The sequence below is a fragment of the Streptomyces sp. NPDC041713 genome, from assembly GCF_055591085.1.
In genome coordinates, this window is the sequence record NZ_JBVIZY010000014.1 from 42,819 (window position 1) to 59,130 (window position 16,312).

At 72.0% G+C, this 16,312-nt stretch carries 12 protein-coding genes; 8 read left to right on the top strand and 4 right to left on the bottom strand.

The window, feature by feature from the left end; translation table 11 throughout:
- Positions 1-130 precede the first annotated feature (130 nt).
- Both ACZ6CV_RS31625 and adhE read left to right on the top strand, forming a co-directional pair.
- On the top strand, positions 131-1,210 hold the full coding sequence (locus ACZ6CV_RS31625; protein WP_469254568.1) for a S1 family peptidase: 1,080 nt from the start codon (positions 131-133) through the stop codon (positions 1,208-1,210).
- 258 nt (positions 1,211-1,468) lie between these two features.
- Complete coding sequence (adhE, locus tag ACZ6CV_RS31630) at positions 1,469-4,102, top strand: bifunctional acetaldehyde-CoA/alcohol dehydrogenase (protein WP_469254569.1); 2,634 nt, start codon at positions 1,469-1,471, stop codon at positions 4,100-4,102.
- An 18-nt stretch (positions 4,103-4,120) separates the two neighbouring features.
- Here the strand turns inward: adhE and ACZ6CV_RS31635 are convergent, their stop codons facing one another.
- Together ACZ6CV_RS31635 and ACZ6CV_RS31640 are read right to left on the bottom strand one after the other, a co-directional pair.
- Positions 4,121-5,269 carry an AAA family ATPase gene (locus tag ACZ6CV_RS31635; RefSeq protein ID WP_469254571.1) on the bottom strand — a complete coding sequence of 383 codons (1,149 nt, stop codon included), beginning with the start codon at positions 5,267-5,269 and terminating at the stop codon, positions 4,121-4,123.
- 74 nt (positions 5,270-5,343) lie between these two features.
- Positions 5,344-6,387, bottom strand: coding sequence for an ABC-2 transporter permease (locus ACZ6CV_RS31640; protein ID WP_469254572.1), 1,044 nt, complete (start codon positions 6,385-6,387; stop codon positions 5,344-5,346).
- A 196-nt stretch (positions 6,388-6,583) separates the two neighbouring features.
- On the opposite strand from ACZ6CV_RS31640, the gene ACZ6CV_RS31645 reads away from it, so the two are divergent.
- The 3 genes from ACZ6CV_RS31645 to ACZ6CV_RS31655 all read left to right on the top strand — a co-directional run bounded on the left by ACZ6CV_RS31645 (position 6,584) and on the right by ACZ6CV_RS31655 (position 12,212).
- A complete protein-coding gene (locus ACZ6CV_RS31645; protein WP_469254574.1) occupies positions 6,584-10,060 on the top strand; it encodes a DNA polymerase III subunit alpha in 3,477 nt (1,158 codons plus the stop codon).
- 8 nt (positions 10,061-10,068) lie between these two features.
- Complete coding sequence (locus ACZ6CV_RS31650; protein WP_469254768.1) at positions 10,069-11,097, top strand: DNA polymerase Y family protein; 1,029 nt, start codon at positions 10,069-10,071, stop codon at positions 11,095-11,097.
- Positions 11,098-11,348: 251 nt separating this feature from the next.
- On the top strand, positions 11,349-12,212 hold the full coding sequence (locus ACZ6CV_RS31655) for an esterase/lipase family protein (protein WP_469254576.1): 864 nt from the start codon (positions 11,349-11,351) through the stop codon (positions 12,210-12,212).
- Positions 12,213-12,326: 114 nt separating this feature from the next.
- Here the strand turns inward: ACZ6CV_RS31655 and ACZ6CV_RS31660 are convergent, their stop codons facing one another.
- A complete protein-coding gene (locus tag ACZ6CV_RS31660; protein ID WP_469254579.1) occupies positions 12,327-13,340 on the bottom strand; it encodes a lytic polysaccharide monooxygenase in 1,014 nt (337 codons plus the stop codon).
- Between the two features lie 348 nt (positions 13,341-13,688).
- On the opposite strand from ACZ6CV_RS31660, the gene ACZ6CV_RS31665 reads away from it, so the two are divergent.
- Positions 13,689-13,970 (top strand): hypothetical protein, encoded by a 282-nt coding sequence (locus ACZ6CV_RS31665; RefSeq protein WP_362370978.1) that lies wholly within the window; start codon positions 13,689-13,691, stop codon positions 13,968-13,970.
- A gap of 10 nt (positions 13,971-13,980) precedes the next feature.
- Here ACZ6CV_RS31665 and ACZ6CV_RS31670 read toward each other — a convergent pair whose 3' ends face one another.
- Complete coding sequence (locus tag ACZ6CV_RS31670) at positions 13,981-14,667, bottom strand: response regulator (RefSeq protein ID WP_469254581.1); 687 nt, start codon at positions 14,665-14,667, stop codon at positions 13,981-13,983.
- Positions 14,668-14,798: 131 nt separating this feature from the next.
- Here ACZ6CV_RS31670 and ACZ6CV_RS31675 point away from each other — a divergent pair, with 131 nt between their 5' ends.
- Together ACZ6CV_RS31675 and ACZ6CV_RS31680 are read left to right on the top strand one after the other, a co-directional pair.
- Positions 14,799-15,782, top strand: coding sequence for a Bug family tripartite tricarboxylate transporter substrate binding protein (locus tag ACZ6CV_RS31675; protein WP_469254770.1), 984 nt, complete (start codon positions 14,799-14,801; stop codon positions 15,780-15,782).
- Positions 15,779-16,312, top strand: a complete 534-nt coding sequence (locus ACZ6CV_RS31680; protein ID WP_469254583.1) for a tripartite tricarboxylate transporter TctB family protein — start codon at positions 15,779-15,781, stop codon at positions 16,310-16,312. The genes ACZ6CV_RS31675 and ACZ6CV_RS31680 overlap by 4 nt, the downstream gene beginning before the upstream one ends.

Sequence of the window (16,312 nt, forward strand, 5' to 3'; positions counted from 1 at the left end):
CGGGATAGTAAGCGAGGCAATTGGCATGGACGCGCCGCTTCCGCTCGGGCGAATCCTTGTCGCGCAAGCCTTCCGGCCCGTCAGGCCCCCACGCCCGCCGGGTCGTTCCCCCCACAGGAGGTCGTGAGTCTTGAAGCACCGACGCATACCCAAGCGGCGTGCAGCCGTGGCGGGCGCGGGCATCGCCGCGCTGGTCGCCGCGGGAGTCACCTTCCAGAGTGCGAACGCGAGCGAGAACGACCCGGCCCCCACGCCGGACACCCTCTCGGTGGCGAAGGCCGGAAAGCTCGCCTCGTCCCTGGCCAAGGACCTCGGCGCGGACGCCGCGGGAACGTACTACGACGCCAAGGCCAAGGCCCTGGTCGTCAACGTGCTGGACAAGAGCGCGGCGCAGGCCGTCGAATCGGCGGGCGGCAAGGCGAGAATCGTCGAGAACTCCCTGGCTGAATTGAAGAGCGCCCGTGCGACGCTCGACGCCAAGGCCGCCGTGCCAGGCACCTCGTGGGCGATGGACCCGGCCACGAACAAGGTCGTCGTCACGGCGGACCGCACGGTCAAGGGCGCCAAGCTCGACAAGGTCGGCTCGATCGTGAAGAGCCTGGGCGGCAAGGCGGAGCTCAAGCGGAGCAAGGGCGAGTACAAGGCCCTCATCGCCGGCGGCGACGCGATCTGGGGGAGCGGTTCGCGCTGCTCGCTCGGCTTCAACGTCGTCAAGGGCGGTCAGCCCTACTTCCTGACGGCGGGCCACTGCGGCAACGCGGTCAAGAGCTGGTCCGACACGCAGGGCGGTTCGGAGATCGCCGCCACGGAGGAGTCGAGCTTCCCGGGCAACGACTACGCCCTGGTGAAGTACACGGCCGACACCCCGCACCCGAGCGAGGTGAACCTCTACGGCGGCACCCAGGCGATCAGCAAGGCCGGGGACGCCACCGTCGGCCAGAAGGTGACGCGCAGCGGCAGCACCACCCAGGTCCACGACGGCGAGGTCACCGCGCTCAACGCGACGGTGAACTACCAGGAGGGCCAGGTCGACGGTCTGATCCAGACCACCGTGTGCGCCGAGCCCGGTGACAGCGGCGGCGCGCTCTTCGCCGGCGACACCGCGCTCGGTCTCACCTCGGGCGGCAGCGGCGACTGCTCCTCGGGCGGGGAGACGTTCTTCCAGCCGGTCCCTGAGGCGCTTTCGGCCTACGGAGCGGAAATCGGCTGACCTCACGGAACGCTGGACGCCCCGCCCCCGTGAAAGTGGGGGCGGGGCTTTTCCGTATTTCTTGTGAAAGTTTTCACAAGCGCGCACGGGTCTAAGGTCACTTGAGAAACGTGCAGGTCAATGGGTGTTTCTGAGGTGCTTTCGATCCTCCTGAAGGACCTTATGCCTTGTGTATCGGGTCCTTTTCGGTGCCTGGCTTGAGGCGTACGGGTGTGGAATTGAGGTGCAGCGGAAAAGTCCCGACGAAGGAGTGCCGCCATGCAGGCCCACGAGATGGTGGACGGACTGGTCGAGAGGGCGCTGACCGCCCTCGGCCGGTTCGAGTCGTACGACCAGGAGCAGGTCGACCACATCGTCAAGAAGGCCTCCCTCGCCGCGCTCGGCCGGCACGGGGAGCTCGCCCGGCAGGCGGTCGAGGAGACCGGCCGCGGCCTCTTCGAGGACAAGGCGGTCAAAAACCTCTTCGCCTGCGAGCACGTCGTCAACTCGATGCGCGGCCTGCGGACCGCGGGCGTGATCGGCCGCGACGAGCTGAACGGCGTCACCGAGATCGCCGAACCCGTCGGCGTCGTCTGCGCGATGACCCCGGTCACCAACCCGACCTCCACCACGGTCTTCAAGGCGCTCATCGCCCTGAAGACCCGCAACCCGATCGTCTTCGCCTTCCACCCGAGCGCCCAGCGCTGCTCCGCCGAGGCGGCCCGCGTCGTGCGGGACGCCGCGGTCGAGGCGGGCGCCCCCGAGGACTGCGTGCAGTGGATCGAGGAGCCCTCGATGGAGGCCACCGGCCTTCTCATGCACCACGAAGGGGTCTCCACGATCCTCGCCACCGGCGGCAACGCGATGGTCCGGGCCGCCTACTCGTGCGGCAAGCCCGCGCTCGGCGTCGGCGCGGGGAACGTACCCGCCTACGTCACCCGAACCGGCAAGCTGCGCAGGGCCGTTCACGACATCGTGCTCTCCAAGGCCTTCGACCACGGCATGATCTGCGCCTCCGAGCAGGCGGTCATCCTCGACGCGGAGATCTACGACGAGGGGATGGCGGAGTTCGAGCGGCTCGGCGCGTACGTCGTCACGGCGGCCGAGAAGACCAAGCTGGAGGAGTTCGTCTTCGGCACCACCGCCTTCGCCAACACCTGCTCGGGCGCCAAGCTGAACGCGGCGGTGGTCGGCAGGTCCCCGCGGTGGATCGCCGAACAGGCCGGGTTCACCGTGCCCGAGGACACCTCGGTCCTGCTCGCCGAGTGCGCGGAGGCCGGCCCGAATGAGCCGCTCACCCGCGAGAAGCTCTCCCCGGTCCTCGCCGTCCTGAAGGCCGACACCACCGAGCACGGTCTCGAACTCGCGGCCCGGATGGTCGAGTTCGACGGACTCGGGCACAGCGCCGCCGTCCACACCGAGGACGAGGAGCTCGCCGAGGAGTTCGGCCGGCGGGTCAAGGCGGTCCGCGTCATCGTCAACGCACCTTCCACCTTCGGCGGCATCGGCGACGTCTACAACGCCTTCCTGCCCTCACTCACCCTCGGCTGCGGCTCGTACGGGCACAACTCGGTGTCGGACAACGTCTCCGCGGTCAACCTGATCAACGTCAAGCGGATCGGACGGCGCAACAACAACATGCAGTGGTTCAAGGTCCCGCCGAAGATCTACTTCGAGCGCAACGCGCTGCGGTACCTCGGTGAGATGGACGGCATCCGGCGCGTCTCGCTCGTCACCGACAGGACCATGTCGACGCTCGGCTTCGTGCGGCGGGTGACGGACATCCTCGCGGCCCGCCCCGAGCCGGTCACCGTCCAGGTCATCGACGACGTCGAGCCCAACCCGGAGCTCGCGACCGTGCGGGCCGGCGCCGCGCGGATGCGGGACTTCGGACCGGACACGATCATCGCGCTCGGCGGCGGCTCGCCGATGGACGCGGCCAAGATCATGTGGCTGATGTACGAGCACCCGGAGGTCGAGTTCGCGGACACCAAGGAGAAGTTCTTCGACATCCGCAAGCGGGCCTTCACGTTCCCCGGTCTCGGCGACAAGGCGCGTCTTGTGGCCGTCCCGACCACCTCGGGCACGGGCAGCGAGGTCACCCCCTTCGCCGTCATCTCCGACCCGGAGGCCGCGCAGAAGTACCCGCTCGCCGACTACGCGCTCACCCCGAACGTCGCCATCGTCGACCCGGTCCTGCCGATGGACCTCCCGGCGACCGTCACCGCCGACTCCGGCTTCGACGCGCTGACCCACGCCACCGAGGCGTACGTCTCCGTGTACGCGAACGACTACACCGACGGGCTCTGCCTCCAGGCGATCAAGCTCATCTTCGAGAACCTGGAGCGGTGCGTGGTGAACGGGGCGAAGGACCCCGAGGCGCGCGAGAAGATGCACAACGCCTCGACGGTCGCGGGCATGGCCTTCGCCAACGCCTTCCTCGGCCTGGTGCACGCCATGGCGCACACCCTCGGCAACACGTTCCACGTCGCCCACGGCCGCACCAACGCGCTGCTCCTGCCGCACGTCATCCGGCACAACGGCACGGTCTCCGGCAAGGCGACGCCCTGGCCGAAGGCGGAGGTCTACCGCGCCCCGGAGCGGTTCCAGGAGATCGCCCGAATGCTGGGCCTCGCGGCGGCTTCCCCGGAGCAGGGTGTCGAGTCCTATGCCCGCGCGGTCGAGGAGCTGCGTGCCAGGTGCGGGATTCCTGGCTCCTTCCAGGAGGAGGGGATCGATGAGGCCGCCTTCATCGAAGCCCTGCCGCAGCAGGCGATGAACGCCTACGCGGATCAGTGCGCGCCGGCCAATCCGCGGATGCCGATGCTCTCCGAGATGGAGGAGCTGATGCGGCGGGCGTATTACGGGGACGGGCCCCGTAGGGGCGCGGGGAACTGCGCGACCAGCCACTGATCACCCGCAGATCCCTCTTCACCGCTTCGGCCAGTACCACTGCGGCTCGTCCAGGAAGCTCTCCCGGCCCGTCACCGTCGTCCGGCCCGACTCCTTGGTCAGTTCTATGGAGTTCACGTCGACACGGTGGCGGGCCGCGCCCTTCGCCACCGCCTCGGCGAGCGGGCGGGCATGGGTCACCAGGACGATCTGCGTGTCCTTCGTCGCGGCCGCGATCAGGTCGGCCAGCGGGCGCAGCAGGTCCGGGTGGAGGCTCGTCTCCGGTTCGTTCAGGACCAGGAGGGCCGGCGGACGCGGGGTGAGCAGCGCGGCGGTCCACAGCAGATAGCGCAATGTGCCGTCGGACAGCTCGGCGGGGCCCAGCGGGCGCAGCAGCCCGTGCTGGTGCAGCTGGAGCTCGAAGCGCCCGGCGTGGTCGACGACGCGGACCCGGCTGCCGGGGAAGGCGTCGTCCACCGCGTCGTCGAGCGCCCGGTCGTCGCCGGTCTCGCGGATGGTCTGCAGGGCGGCGGCCAGGTCCGCGCCGTCGTGGGCGAGCACGGGGGTGCGGGTGCCGATGCGGGCGGCGCGGGCGGGCGCGTCGGCGTCGGTGCGCACGTGGTCGTAGAACCGCCAGGAGCGGATCAGCTCGCGCAGCCGCAGCAGGTCGGGCGCCAGCTGCGGGTCGGCGAACTCGCTCAGCATGCTGTCGTACGGCCGGATGCCCTGGGAGCGGTGCCAGCCGCCGTCGGCCGTGCGGGTGCGCACGGCGGGGCCCGCGCGGTCGCAGAGCAGCGCGGCGGGGCGCAGGACGGGCCCCGCCCAGGTGGACTCGCGCTTGATCTCGGGGTCGAGGGCGAACAGGGAGGGGGCGCCGCCGGGGCCCGCGCCGCTGGACTGGGGGAGGCCGAAGTCGACCGCGTACCCGAACTCGTCGCCCGCGAAGCCCAGCTTCAGGCCCGCGGGCTCCGCCGTGCGCTCGCCCGCCCAGAGCGCGGAGGGCAGGCCGCCCTCCCGGGCCAGGGCCGCGACCGCGCCGCCGGTGGCCGAGTCGGCGAGCAGTCGCAGGGCGCGGTAGAGGCTGGACTTGCCCGTGCCGTTCGCGCCCGTGACCACGTTCAACCGGTCCAGCGGGACGATCAGCTTGCGCAGGGAACGGTAGTTCTCGACGGCGAGTGTGCGGATCATGCGTCCCAGCCTCGCACCGGAGTCTGACAACGCGACCCGCCCGCGAGGCCACCGCCGCTCACGTCACGCGAGCCTCACGCGATGCCCCGGTAGCGGGTGGCGCTGAGGTCGATCGAGCTGCTGTGCGGCGTCCTGCGGCGGGCGGAGAGGGCGAGGGTGACGACGACGCCGAGGACCGCCCAGGCGGAGAGGACGAGGAGCGCCCGGGTGATCGAGTTGCCCTCGAAGTACGCGATGGAGCGGGCCACCCAGGTGCCCGCGCCCGGCGGCAGCCAGGGCCCGATCGCTCGCCAGAAGGGCGGCAGCATCGGCAGCGGGAAGGCGCCGCCCGCGCTCGGGTTGCCCCCGATGACGATGAGGAGGACGGCCAGGCCGATGCCGACGATGCCGGTGAGCGCCTGCAGGGCGAGCGTGATCGCGCCGACCCCGAAGATCACCAGGGCGCCGAGGCCCCACAGGCCGAGGACGCTGCCGGGCAGCGCGCCGAGGATCGGCCCGATGATGACGGCGCCGCCGAGGCCGCCGACGATCGAGTAGAGCGCCATCGTGCCGAGCCTGATGACCGCGCGCGAGAGGTTGGCGGCCCGGGAGCCCGCGCTGATCGCCAGGATCGACGCGCACAGATAGCCGCCGACGCACCAGCCGACGACCAGGTAGAAGGACGACAGGCCGTTGAAGTCGTGGGCCGAGGCCGGGACCACGTCGTCCGTCGTGACCGTACGCTTCTGCTCCGCGTCGATCTTGCCGACGAGGTCGGTGAGGGTCCTGGAGAGCGCGGTGCCGCCGCCGGACGCGACCAGGAGGGTGTCGGTCGTCCCGCGCGGGTCGACGAGCAGGGCGCCGTCGATGTCGCGGTTCATGAGCTGGCGGCGGGCCGTGGCCTCGTCCTTGAGGACGCGGGGGTCGAGCGGTGCGCCGGGGAGCTTCTCCAGACGGTCGGCGGTCTGTTCGGCCGCGGGGCCCGGAGCGACGACCCCGAAGGCGACGTCCTTGGGTTTCGGGTCGTGCAGCGCCCCTACGTAGGAGGCGATGAACAGCAGCTGCAGGGCGAGGACGCCGATGACGAGCAGGGCTGCTCGCGGGGTGACGGCGCTCTTGAATTCGTCGGCGAAGCTCATGCGTCCACGCTCGGGGGACGCGGGCGTTCGCGCAGGTGGGATGGGCCGAACGGACGAGGGAACGGCGGCGGGGACGGGGTGGCGGCCGCCCCCGCTCCCTAATCGAACGTATGTGTCGTACGTAAGTTCGAAACTGGTCTATGGTGGAGAGCGGGGGATGTGAGGTCGGATCGGTTCAGGGTTCCAGGAGGTGCGTGTGCCAGGGTTCACGCATCTGCACACCGTCTCCGGGTTCTCCCTGCGGTACGGCGCCTCGCACCCGGAGCGGCTGGCCGAACGCGCCGCCGCACGGGGCATGGACGCCCTCGCGCTCACCGACCGGGACACCGTCGCGGGCACCGTCCGGTTCGCCAAGGCCTGCGCCAAGGCGGGCGTCCGGCCGCTCTTCGGGGCCGAACTCGCGGTGGGGGAGGCCGCCCCGGCCGCGGGCGAGCGGCGCCGGGCCCCCGTGCGCGGAGGTGCCTTCATCGACGAGTCGACCCCGCGCGTGACCTACCTCGCCCGGGACGGCGCCACCGGCTGGGCCGCGCTCTGCCGGCTGATCACCGCCGCGCACCGCACCGGCACCGCCGAAGGGCCGCCCGTCCTGCCCTGGCAGGAGAACCACGGCGACGGACTGACCGTGCTGCTCGGCCCGGCGTCCGACGTGGGCCGCGCGCTCGCCGCGGGCCGCCCCGACCGCGCCGCCCGCCTCCTCACCCCCTGGCGTGAGCGCTACGGCGACGCGCTGCGCCTGGAATGCGTCTGGCACGGCCGCGAGGGCACCGGGCCCGGCTCGCTGCGGCTCGCCGCCCGCACCCTCGGCTTCGCCGCCGAACAGGGCGTGCGCCCCGTCCTGAGCAACGCCGTGCGCTACGCCGACCCCGGCCAGGGCCCCGTCACCGACGTCCTCGACGCCGCGCGCCGCCTCGTCCCCGTCGACCCGACCAAGGGACTCGACAGCGGCGAACGGTGGCTCAAGGGCGCGGACGACATGCTGCGCGTCGCCGAACGCGTCGTCGAGGCCGCGGGCTTCCGCCGCGACACCGCCCACCGCCTGCTCGAACAGACCCGGGCGACCGCCGCCGAGTGCCTCGTCGACCCCGAGGACGACCTCGGCATGGGCTCCGTGCACTTCCCCGAGCCGCGCCTGGTCGGCGCCGGGCGCCGCACCGCGCAGCGCGTCCTCGCCTCCCGGGCGGCGGCCGGCATGATCCGGCGCGGCTACGACGCGCGGCGCGCGTACTGGGAGCGGATGCACCACGAGCTCGACATCATCGACCACCACGGCTACGCCTCGTACTTCCTGACCGTGGCCCAAGTCGTCGACGACGTACGGGACCTGGGCATCCGGGTCGCGGCGCGCGGCTCCGGCGCCGGGTCCCTGGTCAACCACCTCATCGGCATCGCGCACGCCGACCCCGTCGAACACGGGCTGCTCATGGAGCGGTTCCTGTCCAAGCGGCGGCACGTCCTGCCGGACATCGACATCGACGTCGAGTCGGCCCGCCGCCTGGAGGTCTACCGCGCGATCATCGGCCGCTTCGGCACCGAGCGGGTCGCGACCGTCGCCATGCCCGAGACCTACCGCGTCCGGCACGCCGTGCGCGACGTGGGCGCCGCCCTGTCCATGAACCCCGCCGAGATCGACAGGATCGCCAAGGCCTTCCCGCACATCCGTGCCCGCGACGCCCGCGCCGCGCTGGAGGAGCTGCCGGAGCTGCGGGAGGTGGCCGAGGAGTGGGGCGGCGATCAGCGGCTGTGGGAGCTGGTCGAGGGTCTTGACGCGCTGCCGCGCGGCGTCGCCATGCACCCGTGCGGGGTGCTGCTCTCCGACGCCTCGCTGCTCGCCCGTACGCCCGTCGTGCCGACCAGCGGCGAGGGCCTGCCCATGTCGCAGTTCGACAAGGAGGACGTGGAGGACCTCGGGCTGCTCAAACTGGACGTGCTCGGCGTGCGGATGCAGTCGGCGATGGCGCACGCGGTGGCGGAGGTCGAGCGGGCCACCGGCGACGTGGTGGACCTCGACGACCCGCGCCAGGTCGCGCCGGGCGACCCGGCGACGTACCGGCTCATCAAGTCCACCGAGACGCTCGGCTGCTTCCAGATCGAGTCGCCGGGCCAGCGCGATCTGGTCGGCAGGCTGCAGCCCGAGACCTTCCACGACCTGGTGGTCGACATCTCGCTGTTCCGGCCGGGGCCGGTCGCCGCGGACATGGTGCGGCCCTTCATCGAGTCCCGGCACGGCCGCGCACCCGTCCGCTATCCGCACCCGGACCTGATGGAGCCGCTGAAGGAGACGTACGGCGTCGTCGTCTTCCACGAGCAGATCATCGAGATCGTGAACATCATGACCGGCTGCGGGCGCGACGAGGCGGACCGGGTGCGGCGCGGGCTCTCCGACCCCGAGGCGCAGGGCCGGATCCGCTTCTGGTTCGCGCAGCAGGCGGCCGCCAAGGGGTACGACGCGGAGACGATCGGCCGCACCTGGGAGATCGTCGAGGCCTTCGGGTCGTACGGGTTCTGCAAGGCGCACGCGGTGGCCTTCGCCGTGCCGACGTACCAGTCGGCGTGGCTGAAGGCCCATCACCCCGCCGCCTTCTACGCGGGGCTGCTCACCCACGACCCCGGCATGTACCCGAAGCGGCTGCTGCTCGCGGACGCGCGGCGGCGGGGGGTGCCGATCCTCCCGCTGGACGTGAACCGGTCCGCGGTCGCTCACCGTATCGAACTGGTGTCCGAAGAGGCGGGGTCCCAGGAGGTCTGGGGGCTGCGGCTCGCCCTCTCCGACGTGCACGGCATCAGCGAGGCGGAGGCCGCGCGGATCGCCGAGGGGCAGCCCTACGCCTCGCTCGTCGACTTCTGGGAGCGGGCCCGGCCCTCCAAGCCGGTCGCGCAGCGGCTCGCGCAGGTCGGCGCGCTCGACGCGTTCGGCGCCAACCGCCGCGACCTGCAGCTGCACCTGGCCGAGCTGCGCCGGGGTGCGCGGGGCGCAGGGGGATCGGGAGGCGCGCGGGGCGGGGTCGGAGCCCAACTGCCGCTGGCCGACGGCCGGAAGACGGCCCCCGCCGGCCTGCCCGACCTGGACGACGCGGAGCGGCTCAGCGCCGAACTCGGCGTCCTCGGCATGGACTCCTCACGCCACCTCATGGGCGACCACCGGGGCTTCCTCGAGGAGCTCGGCGTGTTCAGCGCGCGGCGCCTTCGCGAGGCCGAACACGGCGCGACCGTGCTGGTCGCGGGCGCCAAGGCGGCCACCCAGACCCCGCCGATCCGCTCCGGCAAGCGCGTCATCTTCACCACCCTGGACGACGGTACGGGCCTGGTCGACCTGGCCTTCTTCGACGACGCCCACGAGCGGTGCGCGCACACCGTCTTCCACTCCTGGCTGCTGCTCGTACGCGGCGTGGTGCAGCGCCGCGGCCCCCGCAGCCTCAGCGTGGTGGGCGCGGCGGCGTGGAACCTGGCGGACCTGGTGGAGGTGCGCAAGGAGGGCGGCCTGGACGCGGTGGCGGCGCGCCTGGCGGAACCGGGGGCGGTTCCTGAGGAGGCCCGGGACGGGGCGGGCGGCCGCCGCATCCGCATGGCCAACGGATACGAGATGCACCCCTGGGCGGACCTGCGCCCAGCGGGCGAGGGATCGGCGGGCACGAACAGAAAGCTGTGGCACCAGAGTCCGGGGAGCGCGGGATGAACGACGGGATGACCGGAACGGGGGCCGCTGTGGGGGACGGGGGCGGGGACGGGGGCGCCACCCTCTACGTACGTTTTCTGTTGCCGTCCATGTACGAAGCCCTGTTGCCCCAACTGATCGCCCTGCTCGGGGAGTTCACCCCGCAGGTCGAGGCACTTCCGCCCGATGCCGCGCTCGTGGACGTGCGCGGGGCGCGGCGGTACTTCCGGCGGGATGCCGTCGAGCTGGCCGCGCTGATCCGGGTGCGGGCGCTCGCGCTGTACGGGGTGGAGTGCGCGGTCGGCGCCGGGCCCGGGCCGATGCTGGCGCGGATGGCCGCGCGCGGGGCCGCCCCCGGGGTGACGTGTGCGGTGCCCGAAGGTCCTGACGGAGTACGGGAGTTCCTCGCCGGACGGCCCGTCGGCGAGCTGCCCGGCATCGGCCGCGCCACCGCCCGTACGCTCTGCGAGTACGGCCTCGACACCTTGGAGAAGGTCGGCGCGGCACCCCTGTCCACCCTGCAGCGGCTCCTCGGCGCCCGCGCCGGCCGCGAACTGGGCGAGAAGGCGCGGGGCGTCGACCGCACCCGGGTCACACCGAACGCCGCCGCCCGCTCGCTGGCCGTCGAACGCCCCTTCCCGCGCGACGAGTTGGACCCCTTCCGGCACCGCCGCGCGCTGCTCTCCGGCGCCGAGGAACTGGGCGTCAGGATGCGCGGCGAGGACCAGGTGTGCCGCTCACTGGCGCTCACCGTGCGGTACGCGGACCGCACCGGGTACGCGACGATCACCCGGACCCGCACCCTGCCCGAGCCGACCGCCCACTCCGCCGCGCTCACCGCGGCCGCCTACCGCATGTACGAGTCGCTCGGCCTGCAACGGGCCCGGGTGCGTGCCGTGTCGTTGCGTGCGGAGGGCCTCGGCCCGGCCGAACACGCCACCCACCAGCTGACGTTCGACCCGACGGACGAGAAGGCCCGCCGGATCGAGGAGGTGGCGGACCGGGCGCGGAAGAAGTTCGGGCCCGGTGCGATCGTGCCGGGGACCTTGGCGGCGTGAGGCGCGGTGTGAGGTGTGGCGTGGTGTGAGGCGCGGCGCGGCCTCGCGCCGGTTTCGTGCGGTGACCGTGCCAGTGAACACTGGAACTTTTTGCCGACGCGCCGCTTCACTCTTCATCTACTCGCGCGTAATTTGACGTGAGCACGGCATCCTGTCGATCCGGGTCACAGGGCACCCCCACGCACTCCCACGCACCCCCACCCTCATCGCACCTTCCTCGCAACTCCCTTGAGCCGCAAGGAGATCACCCGATGCTGCCCTGGAGACGCGCGCTGCGCGCCCTCGCCGCCACCCTGCTCGTCACGGCCGCGGCCACCCTCGCCCCCGCGGCCACGGCGGCCGCCTCGCCCGAGACGTCCGCCTCGTCGAGCGGCTGGAACGACTACGGCTGCAAGCCGTCCGCCGCCCACCCCCGCCCCGTCGTCCTCGTGCACGGCACGTTCGGCAACTCCGTCGACAACTGGCTCGTCCTCGCGCCCTACCTCGTGAAGCGCGGCTACTGCGTCTTCTCCCTGGACTACGGCCAGTTGCCGGGCGTACCCCTCTTCAACGGGCTCGGCCCCATCGACAAGTCGGCCGGACAGCTCGACGCCTTCGTCGACAAGGTGCTCGCCGCGACGGGCGCGCGGAAGGCCGACCTCGTCGGCCACTCGCAGGGCGGCATGATGCCCCGCTACTACCTGAAGTTCCTCGGCGGTGCCGACAAGGTGAACGCCATGATCGGCCTCGCCCCCGACAACCACGGCACCACCCTCCTCGGCCTCACCAAGCTGCTGCCGTACTTCCCGGGCATCGAGGACCTGTTGACGACCAACACCCCGGCCCTCGCCGACCAGGTGGCCGGATCGCCCTTCCTGACCAAGCTCAACGCGGGCGGCGACACGGTGCCCGGCGTGCGCTACACCGTCATCGCCACCAAGTACGACGAGGTGGTCACCCCGTACCGCACCCAGTTCCTCGACGGACCCGGCGTGCGCAACGTGACGCTGCAGGATCTGTGCCCCGTCGACGCGTCGGAGCACGTGGCGATCGGCATCCTGGACCGCGTCGCCCACCACGAGGTGGCGAACGCGCTCGACCCGGCGCACGCGACGCCGAGCACCTGCCTGTCGTAGCCGCGACCCCTGAAGGGAGTGAAGGGCCGTGCTCCCGGGCGGGGAAGCACGGCCCTTCACTCATTCACTCACTCACTCACTACGGGTTCCACTCCTCACTCCTGCGCCACCGGCTCAGCGGCCGTGGCGCCCGCTCGCCGCGCGGCGGCGGGTCGTGGCGAACATCGCCGCGGCGCCGACGGCGAGGATGGCGGCACCGCCGACCGCGATGTACGGGGTGGTGCTGTCGCCACCGGTCTCGGCGAGGTGGTCGTCGGCCGTGGTGACCGGCTTCTCGGCGCCGCCGTTCACCTCGGGCCGGTTGTCGCCGACCGCGGGCTCGTCGGCGGCGGCGTCGGCGGCGGGCGCGGCCGAGGTGGCCTCCGCGCCGGTGTGGGCGTTGGCGTCCCCATGGCCGTGGTGCTCGACGGTCGACTTGTCGGCACCGGCCGCGATCTCCTGCTCGGAGGGGGCGGAGGCGGCCGGGGCGGGGGCGGAACCGCTGCCGCCGGTGTCCTTGCCGAAGACGACGTCGGAGCAGGTGTAGAAGGCCTCGGGGGAGTCCGAGCGCTGCCAGACCGAGTAGATCAGGTGGCGGCCCTGGCGGGCGGGGATCTTGCCGTCGAAGACGTAGTCGCCGTTCTCCATCTTCGGGTCGGCGACGTCGACGAAGGGCTTCTCCTCCAGGTCCGACCACTTCAGCGGCTTCGACGGGTCGTACGACTCCTTGGTGATGTACAGCTCGAAGGAGCCCTTGTGCGGGGCGGTGCCCTTGTAGCGGAAGGTGTGGTTGCCGGCCGTCAGCTTGCTGGACGGCCAGTCGGCGCGCGGCAGGTCGAGCCCCTTGTACTTGTCGTTGCCCGCGCTGCACAGCTTGCCGTCGGGGATGATCTCCTTCGACTTGCCGGCGGCGTTGGCGATGTTCACCGCGTTCCAGTCGTAGAACGCCTGCACGCCGCTGGCCTGCACGGCGGCCTTGCAGGCGGCCGACTTCGGCGACTCGGGGCCCTCCTGGAAGCACGCGGAGACCCGGCTGACCGGGTCCGTCATCGAGCCGTGCGCGGCGGCGGGCGAGACCGAGAGAGCGGTCAGGGCGAGCGGGGCCACACCGACGGCGGCGAGCGCGGCGACCTTGCGACGAGCGGACATACGGGTTCTCCTCAAACGGCGGTTCAGGGGGACACGGGGCGACGGCGAACGGGCGGCACAGCCCCCCGAGCACCAGCGGCACCGACGGTTCGTCATCGCCCCGGCGAGTCAGAAAACTAGCCCCTGAAAACCGCGAAATCCCCTGCTGGGCGCCGGTGATGGCGATCTTTATGGTGCGGTTAAGGAAGGGCTAACCAGCAGCTCAGACAACGGCCCGCACGAGGCGCACGAGGCCCCGTACGAGGGGCACGAGGTTCCCGTGACACGTGGGGACGGTGCGGGCGATGGGGACGAGATCGGCGTGATCCACTCTTGTCGCCCGGTCGGTCCGGCCGGAACGATGCGTGCGTGACCGAACAGAGGTGCGTCCACGAATTGCTGCCAGGACACTGCACGGAGTGCGCTCCGGTGCCGCAGGGGCTGACCGCCCACGTCTACACCACCGCCGGGGGCCAGGTCTTCCACCGCACGCCGTCCTGCGCGGGGCTGCTCGACGGACAGCGCCAGGCGGCCCGCCGAGGGGACGAGATCCACGACCCCGAGTCCAAGGCCCTCTCCCAGGTCCTGCACTCCAAGGCGGCCTGCCTCGTCTGCTTCCCCGGCTACCGGCCCGGCCGCCCGCGCCCCTGAGGCCCGCCGCTCACCCCACCCACCGATACCGCCGCTCCGGGCGGCCCGTCCCGCCGTACCGGAGTGTCACCTCCGCGCGTCCGGTGTCCGCGAAGAACTCCAGGTAGCGGCGTGCGCTCACCCGGGACAGGGTGCCCGCCCGCGCGCACTCCGTCGCCGAGAGGCCTTCCGGGTGGCCGCGCAGGGTCTGTTCCACCAGTTCCGCCGTGTGCGCGGCCAGGCCCTTCGGCAGCTCCCGGGAGCCTGGGGGCCGCGTGCCGAAGAGCTGGTCGACGTCCTCCTGGCGGGCCTCCCGCAGGCCGTCGAGGCGGGCCCGCAACGCCGCCACATGTCTCAACTGCTCATGCAGCGCCGTCTGGTTGAACGGTTTGATCAGATAGTGCAGGGCGCCCGCCCGCAGCGCGGCCCGGACGACCTCCGCGTCCCGCGCCGCCGTGATGAACAGGGCGTCGACCGGCCGGCGCCCCGGCTCGCGCTCCTCGGCCGCCCGCAGCTCGCGCAGTACGGCGATGCCGTCCATGTCGGGCAGGTACACGTCGAGCAGGACGAGATCGGGACGCAGCCGCCGTACCGCGTCGACCGCCTCGGCCCCGCTGTGCGCGGCCCCGACCACGGTGAACCCCTCCACCGCCGCGACGTAGCGACTGTGCAGCTTGGCGACCATGAAGTCGTCGTCCACGACCAGCACCCTTGTCATCGCCGCAGGCTATGGGCGCGACCACAACGACCACAACGTCCGTTGATTCCGGAAGAGAGACAGGTTGTTAACGCGCGGGCAACATGTGGGCCACCTCACACCCGACTACGTACCGACAGGTGGTGGCACACGTGCGCCTGCGCACACCCCTCGCCCTGTGCGGGGCCGCCCTCCTCGTACTCGTGGCGCCGCCGCTGCTCACCACGGGCGGCGGCGGCGACACCGGCACTCAGATCCCCGGGCTGCGCCTCATGGTCCCCAACACCCCCGGCGGCGGCTACGACATCACCGCGCGCACCGCGGCGAAGAACGCCGAGGACGCCGGACTCACCCACAACATCGAGGTGTTCAACCTGCCCGGCGCCGGCGGCACCGTCGGGCTTTCCCGGCTCGTCGGCGAGCACGGCAACGGCAAGCTCGCCATGTCCATGGGCCTCGGCGTCGTGGGCGCCGCCCGCTCCAACCACTCTCCGAAGACCCTCGGCGACACCACCCCCATCGCCCGGCTCACCGAGGAGCAGGACGTCGTCGTGGTCGCCGAGAACTCCCCGTACAAGACCATCGGGCAACTCGTCGACGCCTGGAAGAAGAACCCGGGCAAGGTCACCGTCGGCGGCGGGTCCTCGCCCGGCGGGCCCGACCACCTCGCCCCGATGCTGATGGCGCGCGCCGCCGGCATCGAGCCGAAGAAGGTCAACTACGTGCCCTTCGACGGCGGCGGCGAACTGCTCGCCTCGATCCTCGGCTCCAAGGTCGCCTTCGGGGTCTCCGGCGTCGGCGAATACCTCGACCAGATCAAGTCGGGCGAGCTGCGGCTGCTCGCCGTCACCGGGCCCGAGCGGGTCAAGGGCCTGGACGGGCCCACCCTCAAGGAGTCCGGCTACGACGTGGACTTCACCAACTGGCGCGGCATCGTCGCCCCGCCCGGACTCAGCGACGCCGAACGCAAGAAGCTCACCGGACTCGTCAGGAAGCTGCACGCCTCGCCCGAGTGGCAGAAGTCCCTCAAGACCAACGGCTGGGACGACGCCTTCCTCACCGGCGACGATTTCGGCGACTTCCTGGCCGCCCAGGACCGGCGCGTCGTCTCCGTACTGAAGGAGCTGGGACTGTGACCACCACCGAACCGACCGGGGGCGAGGCGCGGGACCGCCGCTCCTGGCTGCGCGAACACTCCGAACTCGGCGTCTGCGTCCTGCTGCTCGCCCTCGGCGCCCTCGTCCTCACCGACGCGCTCACCATGGACGTCGACCTCACCCAGCGCGGCCCCATCGGCCCCAGGACCGTGCCGATCGCGGTCGGCTCCGGGCTGCTCGTCGTCGCCGTCCTGCTCGCCGTCGACGTGCTGCGCGGCGGCCGCGGCGAGGCCGAGGGCGGCGAGGACATCGACCTCTCCGAACCCGCCGACTGGCGCACCGTGCTGCTCCTGGCCGGCGTCTTCCTCATGACCGCCGTCCTCATCGAACCCGCCGGCTTCCCGGTCGCCGGGGCGCTGCTCTTCTGGGGCGCCGCCTACGCGCTCGGCAGCCGCCACTTCGACCGCGACCCGCTGATCGCCGCCGTGCTCTCCGTCGTCACCTACGAGGTCTTCGACAACCTGCTCGGCGTGCCCCTGCCGGGCGGCCCCCTGATGGGAGTCCTGTGA